The following is a 19,709-nucleotide window of genomic DNA, read 5'->3' as shown; positions in this document are numbered from 1 at the left end:
GTCATTGCCGAACGAGCTGACCGGTCGTCCATCGACGGAGCTTGTCGGGATTGCGGACAGCCCAGACGCGTCGGATCCGGTTGTCCGCGATGTCGAACGCCACCACCGCGGTGACGGTGTGGTCCATCTGGGTCACCAGGCCGGGCTGGCCGTTGACCGTGCACTCCAGGATCGTCACGCCGCGAATCCTCCCCGAGACGTCGACGAGATACCGGGCGATCTGCTCACTACCCTCGATCGGCCGCGGCGCGGCGTTGACCTGACCGCCGCCGTCGGCGATCGCCGTGGCGGCAGGGTCGAGGAACCCGATGAGGGCGTTGATGTCCCGGGCTTCCCACGCTTGCTTGAAGCCGCGGACGACGCGCGCCTGCTCGGCGGTAGGCGCCGCGGCCGGCCGTGCGGCATCGATGCGCCTGCGCGCTGAGGTGGCGAGCTGACGGCACGCGGCCGGGCTGCGTCCGACGATCTCGGCCACGTCGGCGAACGGGTAGCCGAAGACGTCGTGCAGGATGAACGCCACGCGCTCGGCCGGGGTCATCGACTCGAGCACGACGAGGAAAGCCATGCTGACCGACTCGTCGAGGGTGACCCGGTCGGCAGGGTCACCGGAGCGGGCCTCGCTCCACTCGCCACGGTCGGGGAGCGGCTCGGGAACCCACTCGCCGACATAGCGTTCCCGTCTGACGCGCGCCGAGCCGAGCAGATCCAAGCAGACGCGGCCCGCGACCCTCGTCAACCACGCACCCGGGGAGGCGATGGCCTGCTGCTGGTTTGGGGACATGGCATACCAGCGCGCATAGGTTTCCTGCACCACGTCCTCGGCATCGGCGAGGGAACCGAGGAGCCGATACGCGAGATTGATCAGCTGGCGACGCTCGCTCATGAGCGAGTCCAGCCTCTGCTCGTGCCGGTCGTCCGGCCCCGGTTCGGTGGTCATCGTGTCGCCGATCGTCCGCTGGTGCTTGCACTCACATCGTTACGACGAAACAGCGGTCCGGAATGTGATGTTGCCGGGGCGCCTCACATTCCAGCGCGCGGCGTCGTCGGAGTAGCGGAACCACAGCGACCGTCGCCGGGCGAACCGGTGCCGGCCGGAACCCGAACAGAGGATGCGATGACTACCAACGATTCCGAACTCGAGGCGTTCTTCGCCGCCCGTGCCGAGGCACAGCAGTCGAAGAACATCGATCGACTCATGCAGCACTACGACCCCGACATCGTCTACTACGACGTCGTACCCCCACTCCGGTTCGCCGGGCACGACGAAGTACGCCGAAATTTCCTGCGCTGGTTCGACGGCTACGACGGTCCCATCAGCCTGCAAACCCACGACCGCACCGTGCGGACAAGCGGCGACGTCGCGTTCGCCAACATGCTGCACCTGGACTCGGGAACCCGCAAAGGCGGTCTGCAAGCCTCGATTTGGGTACGCGAGACCGTGTGCCTGCACCGGTCGAACGGCGGCTGGCTGATCACCCACGAACACATCTCGATTCCGATCAACCCGGAGAACCTGCAAGTCTGGTTCGCCGCCGAGAAGGACCAACCCGCCTGACGAAGCCGCAGACCGGCTCGGGATACCCGGGCCGGTCGCCGGGCGATACCCCGACGGCGTCTTCGCCGAATCGGCCGACGACCTTCGCGGAATTCGCCACTGCCGCCGAACAATTCGCTGGAAATTCCGCCGTGCACCCCCGATCCTTGGCAGGAACATTCGATCGGAGAGGGTTCCCCATGGCATCCACCGCCGCCCAGCAAGTCGGCCACCCGGAGCGGCTGGAGCGCGGACACCCGTTCCGGCAGTGGAAGACCAGCCGGATCCCCGGCACCGAATTCACGCTGACCGGTTACTCCCGCGCCAACGACAAAACCTTCTTCCACATCCCCGAATTGCGATGCTCCCTCGATGCGGGGCTGTGCGAAGGACAGCGGGTCGCACCGTCTTCCTCACCCACACCCACCACGACCACGCCAAGGATCTCGATTTCCTCGCCGAATCCGCCGAGGTCTACCTGCCGGCCGAGTCCGTTCCCTACGCCGAGTCCTACCTGCGCGCCTCCGCCGAACTCAACCACGGCTCGGCCTACGACCCGTCCCGCGCAACCGGACACCGTCTACACGGCGTACGCGGAAACGACGAGTTCACCTTCGGCCGCCGCGGTCATCACGTGCGCGTCGTCCAGTGCGAACACAAGGTGCCCTGCGTGGGCTACGCCTTCGCCGAACGTCGCAAAGCGCTACTTCCCGAACTCGAAGAACTTCGCCGCCAACTCTCCGGCGCCGAATTCGGCAAGCTCATGGCGGACCGGCGCAAGGCAGGGCACGCGGTCGAACACGAAACCCAGCACCGCTTGTTCGCCTTCCTCGGCGACACCCCCGTCACCGTCTTCGAACGCAACCCGTGGCTGTTCGACTATCCCGTCATCATCACCGAGTGCACCTTCCTGCACGACACCGAACTACACCGCGCCGACACCGTCGGCCACACCGTCTGGAGCCGACTGCGACCCGTCATCGAATCCCACCCCGAAATCCAGTTCATCCTCACCCACTTCAGCCTGCGCCACTCCGACCGCGAGATCGCCGCGTTCTTCCACGAAACCGGCCTCCCACCCAACGTCCTACCGTGGATCCACCCCGAACCCCAACTCCCCGAACTACATCAAGCCCATTGATTCGCCGTTCCGCCGACAGTAGTTTGCGGATGTCGGAAATGCAGCGTCGGTCGGCCTCCACGCTCGAAACGAACTTGCATTGCGGCCGCGGAAACGCGGCGGAGTTCAGGGCGATGATCGGTTCTCTCTGCGTCGGCCGTCCACGAGGTCGTGATCATGGAATATCGTGCCGGTCATGACCACGAATGACTGGTTGGCCGACACCCGAGCCTCTTATGACACGGTCGCGGTCAGCTATGCCGACCAAGTGCGCGGCGCCCTCGCCGGACACCAGTACCTTCGCGCGGCTCTGGCGTTGTTCGCCGACAGCGTGCGGGTCGCTGGCGGCGGGCCGGTCGCGGACGTCGGCTGCGGCCCCGGTGAAGTCACCGCCCACCTGCATGAGCTCGGGGTCGACGCCTTCGGTGTCGACCTCTCCCCGGCGATGATCGACGTGGCCCGGCGCGACCACCCCGGCCTGCGGTTCGAGGTGGGCTCGATGACGGACCTGGACCTGCCCGTCGCTTCGGTGGCCGGCCTGCTCGCCTGGCAGTCGTTGATCCATATCCCTGACGACGAGGTGCCGACCGTGTTCGGGCACTTCCACCGAGTATTGCGTCCCGGCGGACCGCTGCAGCTGCTGTTTCACGTCGGCGACGAGTCGCGGTTGAAGACCGACGGCTATGGCGGTCACCCGATGAAGGTCCATGTCCACTGCCGTCGGCCTGACCGGGTGGCATCCTGGCTGCGCGATGCCGGATTCGTGGTCGAGGCTCAGATGCTGCTCGACCCGGACGCGAAAGCTCAGCAAGCGATTCTTTTCGCACGCAGTAAGTCCTGACTTCTGCATATGTCGGGCTCGCCAGTCGGATCCGGAGCCGATGCCCGAGATGGACGCCGACACTGCGCTATACCCTCGGCGCGACCGTCGTGACCACGGACGCGCTCTACACCCTGCAAGCCCTGTGAATCCCGCCCGCGGCGGCGATCAGAACAGGGTGTCGCGGACCCGCAACGGCCGATATCCGGTTGGGCCGAGTGCGGCGTCGATGTCGACCTCGATCGCGCCGAAGAAATTGATGTTCTCGCTGTCAGCGATCGTCCTCGATCAAAGCCAACACTCGCTGAGCCGCCGCATTACCTTCGGCGCAGGCAATGCGCCTCAGCTGCTCGCGGTCGACACCGGTGCACGCGCGCCGAAGAGCCTGTGCGGCATCCAATCCCAGCAGCCTCTCCAGGATGTCAGCGATGGTGACGGCGTCGACGACGAGGCCCGCGTCGGCGGTGATCAACGGACCGAGCCACGACAGCCCACCGTCGTTGCTACCGACCGCGAGCTCCGCTGCGACCAGCACCCACCGGGCCGCGCTGTCCTCGGGAGTAGTGTGAAGCCGCCTTGCGAAATGCTTGCGTACCTTGGCAAAGGTGGCAATGCCATTGGTGGACCGCCAGAACGGATCGTCACGGGGGAGCGCGTCCAACTCCCGCAATCCATCAAGCAGCGCTGACACCAGACGATCGGTGAACGCAGAGCACTCGGCCACCCGCCCGGTCTCCTGCAAAGACTCGACCGCCCTGATCGCGTCATTCCCGAAATGGCCGGAGCGCAGCAAGTCGGATGCTGGTCCCGCATCAGTCACGCCCACCATGATGCAGGGAAACCTCACCCTGAACTCGCCAGTACCGCGCATCTATTCGTGCGCGGTACTGGGCATGTATCGCATGGGCCATGCGAAATGCATTGCTGGGCAAGCGATCAGAAGCAATTGATGCCACCGCCTCTCGGGCGATGCCGTCCTCAATTCCCCCGCGCACACCGCCACCGGCGACGGAGAGTGGCCGTCTGCTTCACGCCATACGGCTGAGCGCCTCCATGGCTTCGCGCTCGATCCGGGAAAGGTCGCTGAGGGTGCGGCCTGCTTGGGCGAGGCATTGCACATCACCTGAGGTGCCGGCCTGTGCGATCAGTGCGGCGACTCGGGTCCATTCGGAAGCTGCCTCGGTGTACAGCTTGTGACCGGTGCGCAGGTGGCGGCTGTCGACGAACTGGGAGCATTCGGCGAGGAAGTCGCGGTAGAAGTTGCGGAAGAGGGCGCCGCCGGTGCCGGCCTGCTCCATCAGCAGCGCGGCCTGCGGTAGATCTCGTTGCGGGTCGTCGGTCCGCTGAAACCAGGTGGGCACCAGTTTGCCTGCCTTCTCGATGCCCCGGTACCCGAGGTTGGCGATGGGTGGGTTGAGGAAGGTATCGGCACAGGCGGTGATGGCGGGAACGATCCGGCTCTGCGGTGAGGACAGGCTCGGCGCGGCGGTGACGGCGAAGGACCGGTGCTTGGCGGTCATCGGACCGCGTGCGGCCCTGGCCTGGGCGAGGCTGGTCAGGCTGGTGGATACCGTTCCGCCTTGCTGATCGGTGTCCACCAGGAAGGCGTTGTGCTCGTCGTAGCCGTACATGGCGACGACGTGACCGCCGAAGTGCACCTTCGACGTGAAGTAGTCGAGGTAGTAGCTGTCGAGTTGCAGTCCGACCGGATGACCGGCATCGAGGAGGGCAACCACGTTCTCCCAGGCGCGGCGGGCAGAGGTGGTCTCCTGGACCAGCAGTTCCAGCCCGAGCCTGGTGGCCAGGTTTCTGGTGAGGTCGAAGGGCTTGACCCGCCCACCGAGGAAGGGAAAGCCCATGCTCTTGCTGTCCCAGTAGACGAACGACAATCCGGAGCCGAGACCGAACAGCATGGGCTCGGACAGATCGAGCCCATGTTGTCGCAGCAGCACCCCTAAAGCTGTTGTCTCGCAATGCCGCATACTGCGGCCAGCAACGTCGATCACCATGCTTATGCCGCACCTTCCGTGGCCGGGATCATCCAACTCTGCTCTCAGCGCCCCCGATCGCCCAGCACCAGCAGGCCACCACCCGCACGCCTGGACGGCAACGAAACCGCGCTGCCATCATGGTTGACTCTCCCGTGGCGGGAGAGTCAACCGCCATACCGTCCAAGCCTGGGTGGTGACACGGCCCCGTATTCCGCACCTTCGGTGTCCCATGTTCGATACCGGCCAATCCATGGGCACACCCGGAGCGAATGCCGAATGTGTGCGCCACCGCGTGTCATCTGCTGGAAGCAGGGGGCCGAAAACAAGGGGAAGTTAAAGCGTCAGGGACTCAGCGCAGACCCGGCCACCCTGCCAAATAGTCCCCGAAGCTGATATCCACACCACGGTCACCCCCGAGCTCGACGGAGGCGTCGGTGGGTGGCCCGTCCGCGTCACCTTCCACGACTACCCGCAGCGGATGGCGCGCGTGCTCGGCGAGCAACTTCCACAGCACCGCGTTGAGTTCATCGCGCGCCCAGTTGGGCGCCTCGTCGGCGGGTCCGGCGTGGAAGTAGATCGGGTTGGCGTCACCGTGGTGGATGACCTTACCCAGCCACAGGCGGACGTCGCACTGGGTGCAGACGAGGTCGGCGTAGATGCTCACCGCATCGATCATCCCGCAACGGCCCAGCGCAGGCCCCTGTTCGACGGGTCGCGATTATCGGGAAAGGGATCCGGATGTACATCGGATCAGATCAGGCGACCGAAATCAGCCGAGCTCCGGCGTCTTGGCTTCGTGCGGCGCCTTATCGGTACGCAGACCACGCCAACTCGGGTGGCGGAGTCCGTCGGCGCTGGCCTCGCGGTATTCGATATCGGCCACGAGTTCGGGTTCGACCCAGTGTGCCGATGCGGTGACCGAGCGCGGGGGTGGGATGTCGAAAGGGGTGTCGGGACGGGTGATTTCGTTGAGGCGGAACTGGAGGACCTTGCGGTCTCGCATCGTCCAGCCGGTGCCGACGTTGCCGATGTGCACGAGGCGGCCTGCCGCGTCGTAGGCGCCCATCACGAGGGAGCCGAAGATGCCGGAGTAGCGCCCGCTGCCGGGGAGCCAACCGGCGATGACGACCTCGGTGGTCTTGCGTAGCGGGGTTTTGATCCAGGCGGGCGAGCGGCGGCCGGGCTGGTAGCTGGAGTCGAGGCGTTTGGCGATGATCCCCTCCAGCCCGTGGTCCCTGGCGACCTCGAGCATGGTGGCCGCCGTGACGTCGACGTAGTAGGGCGGGGTGCGAGTGAGCGGTAGATCGATCGCCAAATCGTCTAGTCGGGCGCGCCTTTCGGCATAGGGGAGCGTCATGATCGACTCTCCGTTGACACCGAGCAAATCAAAAACGAGGTATTGCACGGGCACTTCACGCAGCAGTTCGGCGGTGGGGCGCACCACGTGCATCCGGCGCTGTAGCCGACGGAAAGACGGCACACCGGTGCCCGGCTCGGGTGCCACTATCTCTCCGTCGACCAACACGTCCATGCCATCGAGCAGACCGGCGAAAGCGGTGGTCAACTCGGGAAAAGAACCACTGATATCGCGGTTGTTCCGACTGTAGAGCCGACACTGCTCGCCGTTCCATCGGCCGATGGCGCGAATGCCGTCCCACTTCATCTCGATCGCCCACAGGCCGGTGTCTGCCGGTGGCCGCCCGGAGACGGCCAGCATCGGCGCCGGCGCTGATCGCACAAGATCAGCATATATCCAGCAATCGGAAGATATGGGACGGTCGCGCCAATAACTACCGCAGTCGGCTGCCGACCTGGGCGGGTGTCCCGGACTCGGCGAGTCCGGTCAGGGCCTGCGGCAACGGTCCCTGGTGCACAACGCCGAGACGCTGGGTGGCGCGGGTCAACGCGACGTAGAGCTCGGCCGCACCGCGTGGCCCGTCGGCGAGGATCCGTTCCGGCTCCACGACCAGGACGGCGTCGAACTCCAAACCCTTCGTCTCCGACGCCGCCACCGCGCCGGGCACATCCGGCGGCCCGATCACCACGCTGGTGCCCTCGCGCCCGGCCTCGTCACGGACGAATTGCTCGATGGCAGTCGATACTTCGTCCGCGCCGAGCCGCTTGGCCCACGGCTGGACACCACACGCGCGCACCGACTCCGGCGGTTGCACATCGGGTGCGAACTCGGCGAGTACCGCGGCGGCAACGGCCATGATCTCGGCAGGGGTGCGGTAGTTCACCGTCAACGACCGGTAGACCCACCGGCCGGGCACGTACGGCTGCAGCATCGCGTCCCAGGAGGTGGCACCGGCCGCCGACCGGCGTTGGGCCAGATCGCCGACCACCGTGAAGGACTTGCCGGGACAGCGGCGCATCAGCACCCGCCAATCCATTTCGGACAGTTCCTGCGCCTCGTCGACGACGACGTGCCGATAGGTCCAGTCCCGGTCGGCCGCTGCGCGTTCGGCGAGTTCGCGGGTGTCGCGCTCGAGGAAACGATCCGCCAGATCCTCGGCGTAGAGCAGGTCCTGGGCGAACAGGTGGTCCTCGTCGTCCATCATGTCCTCGCGGCCGACCATCAGGTCGAGCACGCCCGCGGCATACTGCGCCTGCTCGGTGCGTTCCCGCTCCGCGGTCTGGTCGACGGGCTTGTCGCGGCCGAGCAGATCGACCAGTTCGTCGAGCAGCGGCACATCCGAGATCGTCCAGGCGGCGCCGTCGGTGCGCAACAGGGCCTCGTCGCCGCCCGCCGCGCGTAGTCGTTCGGCAGACGTATAAAGCTCGGCGAGCAGCGTTTCCGGAGTCAGGATCGGCCAGAATTCGTCGAGTGCGGCGGTGAACGCGTCGTTGTCCGCGAGCTCCGCGATCAGGTCCTCGCGCAGTTGCTCCCACGCTTCGGTGTCCGAGCGGGTCAGCCAACCCTTGCCGATCCGGGCAATCGCACGTTCGGTGAGCGCCCAGGTGAGGATTTCCTGGAACACCTCGCGTGCCTCGTTGTGCGGCCGCCCGCTCGTGCGCGCCTCTTCTCGGGCCCACCCCGCGGTCTCGGCGTCGATGCGCACCGTGACGTCCGCCAACTCGATGATGCGCGGCTCGTCGGGCAACCGCTGCCGATCGGCGACCGCCGCTGCGAGCACATCCAGGATCTTCAGCGAACCCTTGAGGCGAGCCGCCCGCGGGGTGTCTTCGGCGGTGACGCGCAGTCCGGGCACGAGGTCGCCGGTGGTCGTGAACACCACGTTGGTCTCGCCCAGCGACGGCAGCACGCGGCTGATGTGGTTCAGGAACGCCGGATTGGGGCCGACGACGAGCACACCCTGACGCTCCATCCGCTCGCGCTGCGTGTAAAGGAGATACGCGACGCGGTGCAACGCGACGACGGTTTTTCCGGTCCCCGGCCCGCCCTCGATCACCAGCACGCCGGGGTGTTCGAGCCGGATGATCTCGTCCTGCTCGGCCTGGATCGTCGCCACGATGTCGTTCATCCCGTCACCGCGCGGCGCGTTGACCGCCGCGAGCAACGCCGCGTCCCCCCGCTCCGCGCCGTCCGGCCTGCCGAGCACCTCATCGGTGAAATCGACCAGCCGACGTCCGCGGGTGTGGAACTGGCGGCGGCGACGCATGTTCTCCGGCGTCGCGGCGGTAGCCACATAGAACGGACGCGCCGCCGGCGCCCGCCAGTCGAGCAGCAGCGGCTCGAACTCGTTCGCCTCGTCGAACAGGCCGATCCGGCCGATGTAGGACCGCTCGCCCGCAAGGGTGTCCAAGCGACCGAAACACAGCCCGTTGTCGGCCACGTCCAGCCGCATCGCCTCCTTGGCCAGCGCGCGCACCTCGAAATCCCGCTCCATCGGGGTGCCGTCGTTCCCGCGCAACGCCGCCGCGTACCTGCCCTTCACTCGGGCGCGCTCGGCATCGAGCCGCGCGTAGAGCCCGGCCACATAGCCGCGCTCGGACTGCAATTCCGCTTCATACCACTCGGTTGGCATGTGCCCCTTCACTGTTTGTTCTGGTTCGACGATGTCGTGACGGTCCATGCGAACACCGGCGACCGTTCCCGGCTGATCGGCGACGGCTCCCTCGAGCGGTTCGACGTCCCCATCCGTCGAAGACAACACACGCACTTCACGACTCCCATTCCCGCAGGGTTCTGCTTAGGCGGGCAATTGTGCAGCATCACCCGGGCCTTGCCGCAAGCCCGGGTGTGCGCTATACAGTGAGAGTGGGAAGGAGCGATCCTTTCCATTTTTCTTGTCCGCAGTAAGCGGACCACCCCTCCGAAGCCGCGTCAGCGGCATACCTCAGCTCGTCGGTCAGTCGTGCACTGCGGCTGCTGTCTCCGATTTCGGCGGTGCGGCCGAGGCCGGACCCGAGCGAAGTAGGACGACAGCGAGCAAGGCGCCGATCGCGGCGAGTGCGGCCGCGGCCGCGAACGCGAGATTCAGGCCCGCTCGGTAGGCGTCGCTCGCCGTCGAGTTCCGGGTGGCCAGCTCGGCGATCAGCAGCACGGCGGTGACCCCGAGCCCCGAGCCGACGCGCTGTGCGGTGTTGACGATGCCCGCCGCGATCCCGGCGTCGGCCTGGTCGACAGAGGTGACCGCGGGCGCGGTGACGCCGACGAAGGCGGCGGGCAAACCGATGCCGAGCAGCACCGCGCCGGGCAGCACATCGATGAGGTAGCTGCCGTGCTCGGGCAGGCGGGCGAACCAGGCCATAGCCAGGGCCTGCAGCAATAGACCGGCGGTCAGCACTCGCCGAGCGCCCAGCCGATCCAGCGCGTAAGGCAGCACGGTTCGGGAGATGACGATGTTCACCACGGCGACCGGCAGCACCGCGAGGCCGGACGCGGTCGGACTGTAGCGCTGTGTGTTCTGCAGATATAGCGCCAGCAGCGCGAAGGTGGGCACATGTGCCGCGCCGACCAGCGCGTTTACCAGAGCCGAGCCGCTCACCTGGCGAATCTTGAACAGCCGCAACGGCATCAGTGGATGCGGACTACGCGCTTCGAGGAAGACGAAATACCCCAGCAGCGCGAGCCCTACGACGAGCAAGACCCCGGCGAGCGTGCGCGCGGACTCGTCGCCGACCGCGCCGATGGCGTAACCGACGAGCAACAGCGCCGCGGTGCCGGTGATCGCGCCGGGCACGTCGAGCCGACCCACGGCCCCGGTCGGCCGAGCCGGGTCAGGCGGCAGTACCCGAACAAACGCGAGCGCCAGCACCCCCACGGGCAGATTGATCAGAAAGATCGACGGCCAGCCGAACAGGTCGGTGAGCGGTCCACCAACCGCGGTGCCGATGGCCGCACCCGCCGCCCCCATGGCGCTCCAGACGCCGAAGGCTCGATTGCGCACGGCGGGGTCGGTGAAGGTGGTGGCCAGCAAGGCCAGCTGAGCGGGGATGACCACCGCCGCGCCGAGACCTTGCAATGCCCGCGCGGCGATGAGAATCATTGGCTCCGTGGCGAACCCGGCCAGCGCGGAGGCCACGGTGAAGACGGTGAGGCCGATCGCGAACACCCGGCGCGGACCGAGCAGATCGGCGGCGCGCCCGCCGAGCAGCATGAATCCGCCGAAGGTGAGCAGATAGGAGTTGGTCACCCAACCCAGGCCCGCCTCGTCGAGCCCGAGGTCGGCCCCGATGCTGGGCAGCGCCACATTCAGCACGGTCGTGTCCAGGAAGATCACCAACTCGACGACTGTGATCAACAACAGGATCAACCGGTCTCGCGCCCCTAGTGCACCGTTGCTCGCCATGAGCGACTCCTCTCACTGTAGTGATACTCCAGTGAGAATTCATTAGAGCGGCGCTCTAGTCAAGTAGTATTCGACACATGACAGGGAAGAGCACCGGCGCGCGGGCGGCCAAGACGACCGCAAACCGAGCCAAAATGCTGGCGGCGGCGAGGGAACTGTTCACAACCCGCGGCTACACGGCCACCACCATCAAGGCCATCGCCGATGCGGCAGGCATGGCGGTCCAGACGCTGTACTTCACCTTCGCCACCAAGCGCGCGATCCTGTCCGAACTACTCGACGTCGAGATCGCCGGCGACACGGAACCGGTCGCCACCATGGACCGTCCGTGGTTCGCCGCAGCCGTGGCGGCCGCGCCCGCCGAGCAGATCCGTCTGCAAGTCGCCGCGGCGGCCACGATCTACGCCCGCGTCAGCCCGCTGCTCGAAGTCGTTCGGTCGGCCGCGTCGACCGACGTCGAACTCGCCGAGCTCTGGCAGACCAATATCGCCCAACGGCGCCTGGTCCAGCTACGCCTCGCCACCGCCCTTGCCGCCAAAACGCCGCTGCGACACGGCATAACCGAGGACCGGGCCGCCGATATCGCACTTACCGTGCTCGCTCCCGAGACCTACCGGCTGCTCGTCCACGAACGTGGATGGACCAGCCAGGAGTGGGAGTCCTGGGCCATGGATGCTCTCACTTTGCAGTTGCTTCCGCCGGAAACGTACGGCGCCTAGCGCCGTCTGTGGCGACTAGGCGCCGTACGTTTCCGGCGCGGTGCCTTTCAACTCACAGGCCGAGCTTGGTTACGGCGTTGTCTTCCAATGGGTTTGCCGTGCGGATGTAGCCGTGCACGGTGCGCGGATTGGACCAGCGGCCTTGACGCATGATTTCGCGATCGCTGGCACCGCCGAGCGCGGCTTGGGTGGCGAAGCCTGCGCGTAGCGAGTGGCCGGAGAAGAGGTCGGGGTCCAGTCCGGCGCGGGCGGCGTAGCGTTTGACCAGTTCGGCGACGGCTCGGCCGGACATCGGAGTGTCGCCGACCGTACCGTGACGATTTATAGTGCGGCACAGGGGAAGGTCGGGTTGCTCGGCGAGGGCGGTTCCGGTGAAGCCGTGGCAGCGGTGGATGTCCGGGTCGGTGGTTTCGCTGGTGAGGTGGGCGCGCAGGCCGGGTGTGCCTGCGGCGGTGTGTATTTCGAGCAGGCGCACCCAGTCGGCGAAGGCGCAGACGGGGCAGGTGCGCGGGCGTTGGCCACGGGGCAGCGCGACGCGTTGTTCGGCGACACCGGTCGGGTCGGTCTTCGTCGACGGCAGTCGTACCAGTAGCACCGGCTCACCGGTGGTGTGATCGAGTTGCACCTCGACGTCGGCGATGCGCAGCCCGGCGAGCTCGCTGCGTCGCAGCGCGCCGGCGAACCCGATCAACAAGACGAGTGCGTCGCGGCGCCGCGCGGGCTCGGTGGGCCAGCCGGGTTCGGGTAGCCCGGCCAGCAATTGGTCGAGCGTGTGCAACAGCACGGGGCGTTTGCGTTTCGGCTGTGTGCGCCGAGTCTTGCGGACGCCGCGCAGCGTGAGGCGGACAACGTCGGAGCGGGTGGGGGAGGGCAATCCGTTGGCGGCGTGCACGGCGGCGATCGCGGCGGACTTGCGTTCCAGCGTCGCCGCGCTGAACGCCCACTCCCCGGTGTCGCGGCGCGCGTCGGCCGCGGCCGCGAGGTAGACGGCGACGTCGAGTGGGTCCGCGGGCATCGCCTGTCGACTTTCGTTCAGACACCATGCGGACCAGGCGATCCAGTCGGTTCGATAGGCGCGCAACGTATTCGCCGACTGTGAGGCTTCGAGATAGCGGCGCAGCGAACCCGCCTGATCGTCGTCGAACCGCTCCCGCACCAACCGCAGCGCGGCCGCGTCCACGAGCACACTGCGCACGCCACGGCGCAGCTCGGTACGCACCGACTCCGGCATCGCGATGACAGCGGCGCGCTCTTCCATCGATCAGCTCCCTGTTTCTAGACCGATGTCATTGTCCCGTCGCCGCAGTCGAATTCACGGTTATCGACCGCGTCGGGGTGTCGGCGTCGCGAGTCTCACTCGGTACGCAGGTCCTGCACGTCGAATCGATGGGTGCGCCAGATACGGTGCGAAAGTTCTTCGGGGTAAGTCTTGATGCTCGGCTCGGCGGTGTAGACGCGAGTTGATCGAGTGTCCGGCTCGTAAGGGGTCCAGCCGGGGTGGCCGGTGCTCGCGAAGTTCAGCCAGTCGGTGCGCATCTCGTGGCCGACGTGGCGGGCCTCGTCCACCGCGGTCGGTCCGCCGTAGCTGCGCACTTCGTCGAGGCTGAGCGTGCCGAACACGAGGAGGTTGTCGAGGCTGTGCGAGGCGCCCTGCGCGGGGTTGAAACTCCAGCAGAGTTCGTAGGTCCAGGCTCGCCCACCTCCGGCGTGGTGCGCGTTCGCAAGATGCAGGCTCGGCATGCGAAACAGCCAGTCGGCGTTGACGAGTTCATACAGGTGCCCCGGACCGGCCTCGGGATAAGCGGTTCGGTAATCCTCGTCCGAGGCGGGCGCGAGAAGCTCGAGTGTCGCCGTCACCTGTTCATCGGTCACCTCATTACCCATCTGGGTGTTGAACAGTCGGTATTCGTCACGGGTATGCCCGACGAGCAGATCGATGCCGCGTGCGGCACCGGCGGCGAGCGCTTGCCATGGCGCTGAAGGCAGGACATCACCGTCGACGACGGGTGAAAACGGTGTAGGCGTCAGCGCCGTGGGCCCCCACGATGCGACATGCGCTGGCATCTTCTGAATGACCGCTTCGGTCGCGTCGATCAAAGCGCGCGGTGAAATGTGGGCCAGCTCGTCCACGGTGGAGTGCACACCGGCTTCCGCGGCGATCGTTGTCGAGATCGCGGCAGCGAGCCTCGGTGTGAAGTAAGTGCCGGGGACACTCTGGGCGATGGCACGGCGAAACAGCCCCGCAGCCACCGGCATAGCCAGCAGCGCCGCGATACAACCCGCGCCGGCGGACTGGCCGAACACGGTGACGTTCCCCGGGTCACCACCGAACGCAGCGACGTTGTCCTGCACCCATCGCAGCGCGGCGACCTGGTCGAGAATCCCGCGATTGTCCGGAGCGCCGTCGATATGGGCGAACCCTTCCGCGCCGACGCGATAGTTCATGTTGACCACGACCACACCGGACCGGGCAAGAGTCGTACCGTCGTGGTGCGGGTTGCCGGAGGTGCCCTCCAGGTATTTGCCGCCATGGATCCACACCAGCACCGGCAGACCGGCGGCACCGAGGTCGGGTGACCAGACGTTGAGGGTCAAGCAGTCACCACCTGACACCGCGTTTGCTTGCGGCACCGACGGTCCGAACTCCAGCGCATCGCGAATGCCATCCCAGGACCGCGCCGCAGCAGGTGCGGCAAACCGCAGCGCCCCCACCGGCGGCTGGGCGTAGGGGATACCCCGGAAGACCGCCACAGCGTTCTCCCACTTACCGCGCACAATCCCGGCAGCCGTGCGGACTTCACCGTCGTATTCCACGTCAGAGTGCTCGCTTCCGTCTGATGCCCGATGCTTGCCTCCGGCGAGGCACCGCTCAATCGTCCACTGCGGGTGCCCCGATTGGGTCTGGGCGTAGTGGATCAGGTGAGCGATGAACTGGTTGCGGGGATCGGCCTCACCCAACCGATCAATTGCCACTCCTGTAGCGAACCGACGGTGCCGAACTGATAAGTGGTACGTCCGTACAGGGGTGCACAGTTTCCAATGGGTTTCGTTGCCGTTACGTTTCGTTGGATGCGACCAAACGTAAACGTATTAAAACCAATCACTTCGGAGGAGTCTGCGGAGGACTGGCCGTGTCTGACCACCGATAATGTTCACTTATCGGCGGTCAGAACGGCGGCGTCGCCGAATGGGTCTCTTTGCGACGCGCCACATTTCGTTTCGTATGAATACGTCAGTAGTGACGAAACCAACGCTACGATTCTCCAGTGTCCAACGTCTGCAACTACCCGGGCTGCTCCCGACCGATCACGCGCGGCGGGGGACCCGGCCGTCCCTCCGAATACTGCGACCACCCGGATCACACGCGATGGCGCGCGTGGCGGGAACGCCAACGGCTACAAGAGGAGTCGGATGCACCAGCCGGTTCTGTCACTGTGACGCAGCAGGGGCCGGTTACCGCAGCCCGGCTCCGCGCAGATGAGCTGCTCATCCAGTTCCGTGGGCTGGCCGACCAATTGGGCAACACTCTCAATGCCGCCGTCGCCGAACTGTCCACGCTGGGCGACCCGTCCATTGCCGAAGCGCAGGTCCAGGCAGTGCAAGCCGATGCGGCCCGGCGGATCGCCGAGGCCGAAATGGCCACTGTCGCCGCGGAACAGGCGCGACGTGAGGCGGAGGAGGCGCGCGGGCTCGCCGAGGCCGCCGCCGACGACGCAGCGGGCGCGGCCGAACGGGCCGAAGCGTTGGTCGCCGACGCCAACAGCACCCGCGACGACGCCCTGCGCGAAGTCGAGCGCGCCACCAGGCAGGCCGCCGATGACGTTTTCGCCGCGCGCAGCGAAGCGGAAGCCGAGGTCCGCACCGCGCGGCGCGAGGCGGCCGAGGAGATTGATCGCATTCGCAAGGAAGCCGCCGAGCAGGTCGAACGGGCCGAACGACGCGCCGCCACGGAGATCGCGCACGCGCAACGCGAGTCGGCGGCTCAGGTCAGTGCGGCACAGTCGGAACGCGATCTCGCCGTCCAGCGCGCCGCCGATGCCGAACGGGCCACCGAGCGTGCGGAACAGGCCGCGATGGAACGCATCGAAGCCGCCAACGAGGCCCGCGAGGAATGGCGCAGGGTCCGCGCCGAACTCGACACCGCGCGCACCGAACTGGCCGAGATCCGCCGGACCGCCGCCGCCGACCTCGCCACGGCCCGCGCCGAAGCAGCGGCCGCCATCGAGAAGGCGCGTACCGAGGCGGCGCATCGCATCGAGGCACTGGACGAAGCCCGCACCCAAACCCTGGCCCGTGCCGAACGCGCCGAGGCCCAACTCGACGAACTCCTCGCCGAAACCCGCCGCAAGCCAGGAACTGTCACGGCGCTGGACAGTCGATCGGGGGCGTGAGTTCGTACTCGGCGATCCCGAATCGATCACCGGTCAGGACCGAACGGCTACGACGGCCATCAGCATCGGTGTTGGCCAGCGGAGAAGCCGTCTCTTCGCCAGCTGTTACGCCATAAGGCAACCGGAGAGTGGCAGGTGCTACGGCAGCGTCGCAGCGGCACGCCTGCGACGTTCGACGCACATCGCCACCATCGGCTCCGCTCGTCGGCCAAGCCTTGAGAGCCGTCAGTCCCGGCGTCAGAGCTACGGACAAGGGGCGGTCCGGCATGTGCAGCACTCTGCGGGGAGCTCCGGAAAATTCCCATGCGCCACGATGTCGAGAACCGGTCGCCCGCTCCGTCCCAGGGATACACCGGCCAGAAAGGCCGACCACACCGAGAGGACGACCATGCGACCGAACGAGATCACCGAGGTGCTGAACCGACCGATCAGCCGAGAGCTGTTGGCCCGCGACTTGACCCGGCTGGCGTACGTGGCCAAGGACGGCACGCCCCGCAATATCCCGATCGGCTTCACCTGGAACGGTTCGGAGATCGTCCTGTGCACCTCGACGAACGCCCCGAAACTGGCGGCCCTGCGCCATAACCCGATGGTGGCGTTGACGATCGACACCGAGGTGCATCCGCCGAAACTGCTGCTCATCCGAGGTCGAGTCGAGCTGGACGTGGTCGACGGTATCCCCGAGGAGTATCTGCAGATGAACGGCAGTTACCAGATGACGCCCGAGCAGCGCGTCGAATGGGAGGCTGGGGTCCGGGCGCTGTACGACAGCATGGTCCGGATCGTGGTGACCCCGACGTGGGCGAAGCTGATCGACTTCGAGACGAATCTGCCGAGCCCGATCGAGGAGCTGATCGAGCAGCGGGCGCAGCGCCAGCAAGCCTGAGCCGGAAATTCTCGCGGCACGATGTCGAAAACTCGTCCGCGACTCCGTCCCTGAACCAGACCGGCCACAATGGGCCGAACCACATCAAGGAGACCTCATGAAGTACCTGTTCCTCAAGCACTACCGAGGCGCACCCGAATCGGTCAACGGCGTCCCGATGGACCAGTGGACACCGGACGAGATCACGGCCCACGTGCAATACATGGAAGACTTCGCCGCTCGGCTGCAGGGCACCGGCGAGTACGTGGACTCGCAGGCGATCGCCCCGGAGGGCACGTTCGTCCGCTACGACGGTGAGGGGCGGCCGCCGATCACCGACGGCCCGTTCGCGGAGACGAAGGATCTGATCGCAGGCTGGATGGTGGTCGACGTCGACAGCTACGAGCGGGCGATCGAGCTCGCCGGGCAGTTGTCCGCGGCGCCGGGTGCGGGTGGTAAGCCGGTGCAAGAGTGGCTCGAGGTGCGCCCGTTCTGGAGCCCGCCGCCGACCATTACGGAGTGACACGCAGTGGATGGCGCGTTGCTGCGGGCACTGACGCCCGCGGTGATCGGCGTCCTCGGCCGCCGCGGCGCGGACTTCGCGGCGGCCGAGGACGCGGTGCAGGAAGCACTGCTCGAAGCGGTGCGGGTGTGGCCCGACGATCCGCCGCGCGACCCCAAGGGCTGGTTGGTCACCGTGGCCTGGCGCAAGTTCCTCGACGCCGCCCGCGCCGACAGTTCCCGGCGGCGGCGCGAGGAACTCCTCGAGGAGGAGCCCGCGCCCGGCCCGGCGGAGACGGCGGACGACACACTTCAGCTGTACTTCCTGTGCGCGCACCCGTCGTTGACGCCCGCGTCGGCCGTCGCGCTGACCCTGCGCGCGGTCGGCGGGCTGACCACGAAACAGATCGCACAGGCCTACCTCGTGCCGGAATCGACGATGGCCCAGCGCATCAGCCGGGCCAAGCGGACCGTGTCGGGTGTCCGATTGAACCGCGCCGGTGACGTCGCCACGGTGCTGCGCGTGCTCTACCTCGTGTTCAACGAGGGCTACTCCGGCGATGTCGACCTGGCCGCCGAGGCGATCCGGCTTACCCGCCAGCTGGCGGTCGTGACCAAGCACGAGGAGGTGGCGGGACTGCTCGCCCTCATGCTGCTACACCATGCGCGGCGGCTGGCGCGGACCGCCGCCGACGGGAACCTCGTGCCGCTCGCGGAACAGGATCGAAGCCTGTGGGACACCCGGATGATCGCCGAGGGTGTCGACATCCTCCAAGCCGCCCTCAGCCGAGATCGATTGGGGGAGTTCCAGGCTCAGGCCGCGATCGCGGCGCTGCACGCCGACGCCCAGACCACCGAGGAGACCGACTGGGTGCAGATCGTCGAATGGTACGACGAGCTGGTGCGGCTGACCGACAATCCGGTGGCCCGCCTCAATCGAGCCGTCGCGGTGGGCGAGGCCGACGGACCGCGGGCCGGGCTCGCCGCGTTGGCGGAGCTCGACTCCGGCCTGCCCCGGCATACCGCGGTCGCGGCGTACCTGCACGAAAAGGCTGGTGACTTGGTGACCGCGGCACGGCTGTACACCGAAGCTGCCGGGTCGGCCACCAGCCTCCCGGAGCGCGTTCATCTGACCCGTCAAGCCGCACGACTCAACATGAAGCTGCGCGGGTGAGGCCTGAAATCGTCGCAGAGTCAACGGCATAGACGGCGGTCGAAGCGACGCGGTCCCATAAACTCGACACACGACAGCGCCGCGAGGCGGAGCAGGAGGACTCGAAGCATGGCCGTGATCCACCAGACCACGATGGTGCCGACCAAAGTCGAATTGTTGGCCTCGTGGTTGCCGACCAGGTCGTGGTATCGCGGAAGCGCTCGCCCGGTGCTGGAGCGGACCGGGGGTTTCCGGCTCGACGATCCGGACGGAGAGGTCGGGATCGAATTCATGGCGGTGACCGATACTTCGGGCGCAGAGCCGGTCACCTATCAGGTGCCGTTCGCCTATCGTGGCGGACCGCGCGACGGCGCCGAGAACGCGCTGATCGGCACGTCGATGCACGGTGTGCTCGGGCAACGGTGGCTCTACGACGGGACGCGTGATCCGGTGGTGGTGGCGCAGATTCTGGCTCTGCTCGGCGGAACGGCACGGCCGCAGGCGCAGCATGCCAGCGCTACCGTGGACGAGTCGGTCACGGTGACCACACCCGACATCGCCGTTCCCACACTGAAATCCGAGCCGGTGGTGGAAGACGGATCGGCGCGCACGGACATCATGGTCGGTGCTCAGGTACCCGGCAGCACCGCGATCGTGCGGGTGAATCGGGTTCTGCAACCCGGTGACGAGTCGTCCGACCGGGCCGGCGCTGGTCACGTCACCGCCGCATGGCAGCTGCCGGACGGTACTTCGGTACGAGGGGTGTTCCTGTCTTTCGACGGTCACGTGGCGAGTTAGCGAAACCTGCAGAAAGAGGATGGGCCGCAAGGCCGTCCACCGACCCAGCAGGGTGTTTGCC

Annotated in this window: 18 protein-coding genes; 9 read left to right on the top strand and 9 right to left on the bottom strand. The window is 66.9% G+C overall.

Features of this window, described 5'->3' with window-relative positions:
- Position 1: 1 nt before the first annotated feature.
- Positions 2 to 937: an RNA polymerase sigma factor SigJ gene (sigJ, locus tag ACIHA7_RS11040; protein WP_397288050.1), complete on the bottom strand. Its 936-nt coding sequence runs from the start codon at positions 935 to 937 to the stop codon at positions 2 to 4.
- A gap of 177 nt (positions 938 to 1,114) precedes the next feature.
- Here sigJ and ACIHA7_RS11035 point away from each other — a divergent pair, with 177 nt between their 5' ends.
- From ACIHA7_RS11035 to ACIHA7_RS11025, 3 genes are all read left to right on the top strand, one after another.
- Entirely contained in the window at positions 1,115 to 1,555 is a 441-nt protein-coding gene (locus ACIHA7_RS11035; protein ID WP_397288048.1) for a YybH family protein, read from the top strand.
- Positions 1,556 to 1,916: 361 nt separating this feature from the next.
- Positions 1,917 to 2,675: an MBL fold metallo-hydrolase gene (locus ACIHA7_RS11030; RefSeq protein WP_397288046.1), complete on the top strand. Its 759-nt coding sequence runs from the start codon at positions 1,917 to 1,919 to the stop codon at positions 2,673 to 2,675.
- Positions 2,676 to 2,850: 175 nt separating this feature from the next.
- Positions 2,851 to 3,495 carry a class I SAM-dependent methyltransferase gene (locus tag ACIHA7_RS11025; RefSeq protein WP_397288044.1) on the top strand — a complete coding sequence of 215 codons (645 nt, stop codon included), beginning with the start codon at positions 2,851 to 2,853 and terminating at the stop codon, positions 3,493 to 3,495.
- A gap of 250 nt (positions 3,496 to 3,745) precedes the next feature.
- On the opposite strand, the gene ACIHA7_RS11020 is transcribed toward ACIHA7_RS11025, so the two are convergent.
- The 6 genes from ACIHA7_RS11020 to ACIHA7_RS10995 all read right to left on the bottom strand — a co-directional run bounded on the left by ACIHA7_RS11020 (position 3,746) and on the right by ACIHA7_RS10995 (position 11,221).
- Positions 3,746 to 4,294, bottom strand: coding sequence for a hypothetical protein (locus ACIHA7_RS11020; protein WP_397288042.1), 549 nt, complete (start codon positions 4,292 to 4,294; stop codon positions 3,746 to 3,748).
- Positions 4,295 to 4,502: 208 nt separating this feature from the next.
- Positions 4,503 to 5,483 carry a BtrH N-terminal domain-containing protein gene (locus ACIHA7_RS11015; RefSeq protein WP_397288040.1) on the bottom strand — a complete coding sequence of 327 codons (981 nt, stop codon included), beginning with the start codon at positions 5,481 to 5,483 and terminating at the stop codon, positions 4,503 to 4,505.
- Positions 5,484 to 5,814: 331 nt separating this feature from the next.
- Complete coding sequence (locus ACIHA7_RS11010; RefSeq protein WP_397288038.1) at positions 5,815 to 6,129, bottom strand: hypothetical protein; 315 nt, start codon at positions 6,127 to 6,129, stop codon at positions 5,815 to 5,817.
- Between the two features lie 105 nt (positions 6,130 to 6,234).
- Positions 6,235 to 7,182, bottom strand: a complete 948-nt coding sequence (gene ligD / locus ACIHA7_RS11005) for a non-homologous end-joining DNA ligase (protein WP_397288714.1) — start codon at positions 7,180 to 7,182, stop codon at positions 6,235 to 6,237.
- A gap of 73 nt (positions 7,183 to 7,255) precedes the next feature.
- Positions 7,256 to 9,454, bottom strand: a complete 2,199-nt coding sequence (gene helR, locus ACIHA7_RS11000; protein WP_397288036.1) for an RNA polymerase recycling motor ATPase HelR — start codon at positions 9,452 to 9,454, stop codon at positions 7,256 to 7,258.
- A 324-nt stretch (positions 9,455 to 9,778) separates the two neighbouring features.
- Entirely contained in the window at positions 9,779 to 11,221 is a 1,443-nt protein-coding gene (locus ACIHA7_RS10995) for an MFS transporter (protein ID WP_397288034.1), read from the bottom strand.
- A 77-nt stretch (positions 11,222 to 11,298) separates the two neighbouring features.
- Between ACIHA7_RS10995 and ACIHA7_RS10990 the strand changes: the two genes are divergently transcribed.
- Positions 11,299 to 11,940 (top strand): TetR/AcrR family transcriptional regulator, encoded by a 642-nt coding sequence (locus ACIHA7_RS10990; RefSeq protein WP_397288032.1) that lies wholly within the window; start codon positions 11,299 to 11,301, stop codon positions 11,938 to 11,940.
- Between the two features lie 52 nt (positions 11,941 to 11,992).
- Here the strand turns inward: ACIHA7_RS10990 and ACIHA7_RS10985 are convergent, their stop codons facing one another.
- Entirely contained in the window at positions 11,993 to 13,198 is a 1,206-nt protein-coding gene (locus ACIHA7_RS10985; RefSeq protein ID WP_397288030.1) for a site-specific integrase, read from the bottom strand.
- A 95-nt stretch (positions 13,199 to 13,293) separates the two neighbouring features.
- Complete coding sequence (locus ACIHA7_RS10980) at positions 13,294 to 14,913, bottom strand: carboxylesterase/lipase family protein (RefSeq protein ID WP_397288028.1); 1,620 nt, start codon at positions 14,911 to 14,913, stop codon at positions 13,294 to 13,296.
- Positions 14,914 to 15,374: 461 nt separating this feature from the next.
- Between ACIHA7_RS10980 and ACIHA7_RS10975 the strand changes: the two genes are divergently transcribed.
- The 5 genes from ACIHA7_RS10975 (at position 15,375) to ACIHA7_RS10955 (ending at position 19,648) form a co-directional block, all read left to right on the top strand.
- On the top strand, positions 15,375 to 16,331 hold the full coding sequence (locus ACIHA7_RS10975) for a hypothetical protein (protein WP_397288026.1): 957 nt from the start codon (positions 15,375 to 15,377) through the stop codon (positions 16,329 to 16,331).
- Between the two features lie 388 nt (positions 16,332 to 16,719).
- Positions 16,720 to 17,217: a pyridoxamine 5'-phosphate oxidase family protein gene (locus ACIHA7_RS10970; protein WP_397288024.1), complete on the top strand. Its 498-nt coding sequence runs from the start codon at positions 16,720 to 16,722 to the stop codon at positions 17,215 to 17,217.
- A 97-nt stretch (positions 17,218 to 17,314) separates the two neighbouring features.
- A complete protein-coding gene (locus tag ACIHA7_RS10965) occupies positions 17,315 to 17,719 on the top strand; it encodes a YciI family protein (RefSeq protein WP_397288022.1) in 405 nt (134 codons plus the stop codon).
- A gap of 6 nt (positions 17,720 to 17,725) precedes the next feature.
- Positions 17,726 to 18,871, top strand: a complete 1,146-nt coding sequence (locus ACIHA7_RS10960) for an RNA polymerase sigma factor (RefSeq protein ID WP_397288020.1) — start codon at positions 17,726 to 17,728, stop codon at positions 18,869 to 18,871.
- A 108-nt stretch (positions 18,872 to 18,979) separates the two neighbouring features.
- Positions 18,980 to 19,648 carry a 1,4-alpha-glucan branching protein gene (locus ACIHA7_RS10955; protein ID WP_397288018.1) on the top strand — a complete coding sequence of 223 codons (669 nt, stop codon included), beginning with the start codon at positions 18,980 to 18,982 and terminating at the stop codon, positions 19,646 to 19,648.
- The last annotated feature ends 61 nt before the right edge of the window (positions 19,649 to 19,709 follow it).

The organism is Nocardia sp. NPDC052316 (genome assembly GCF_044547795.1).
Classification (GTDB): Bacteria; Actinomycetota; Actinomycetes; order Mycobacteriales; family Mycobacteriaceae; genus Nocardia.
This window is presented reverse-complemented; position numbering and strand designations above follow the sequence as displayed.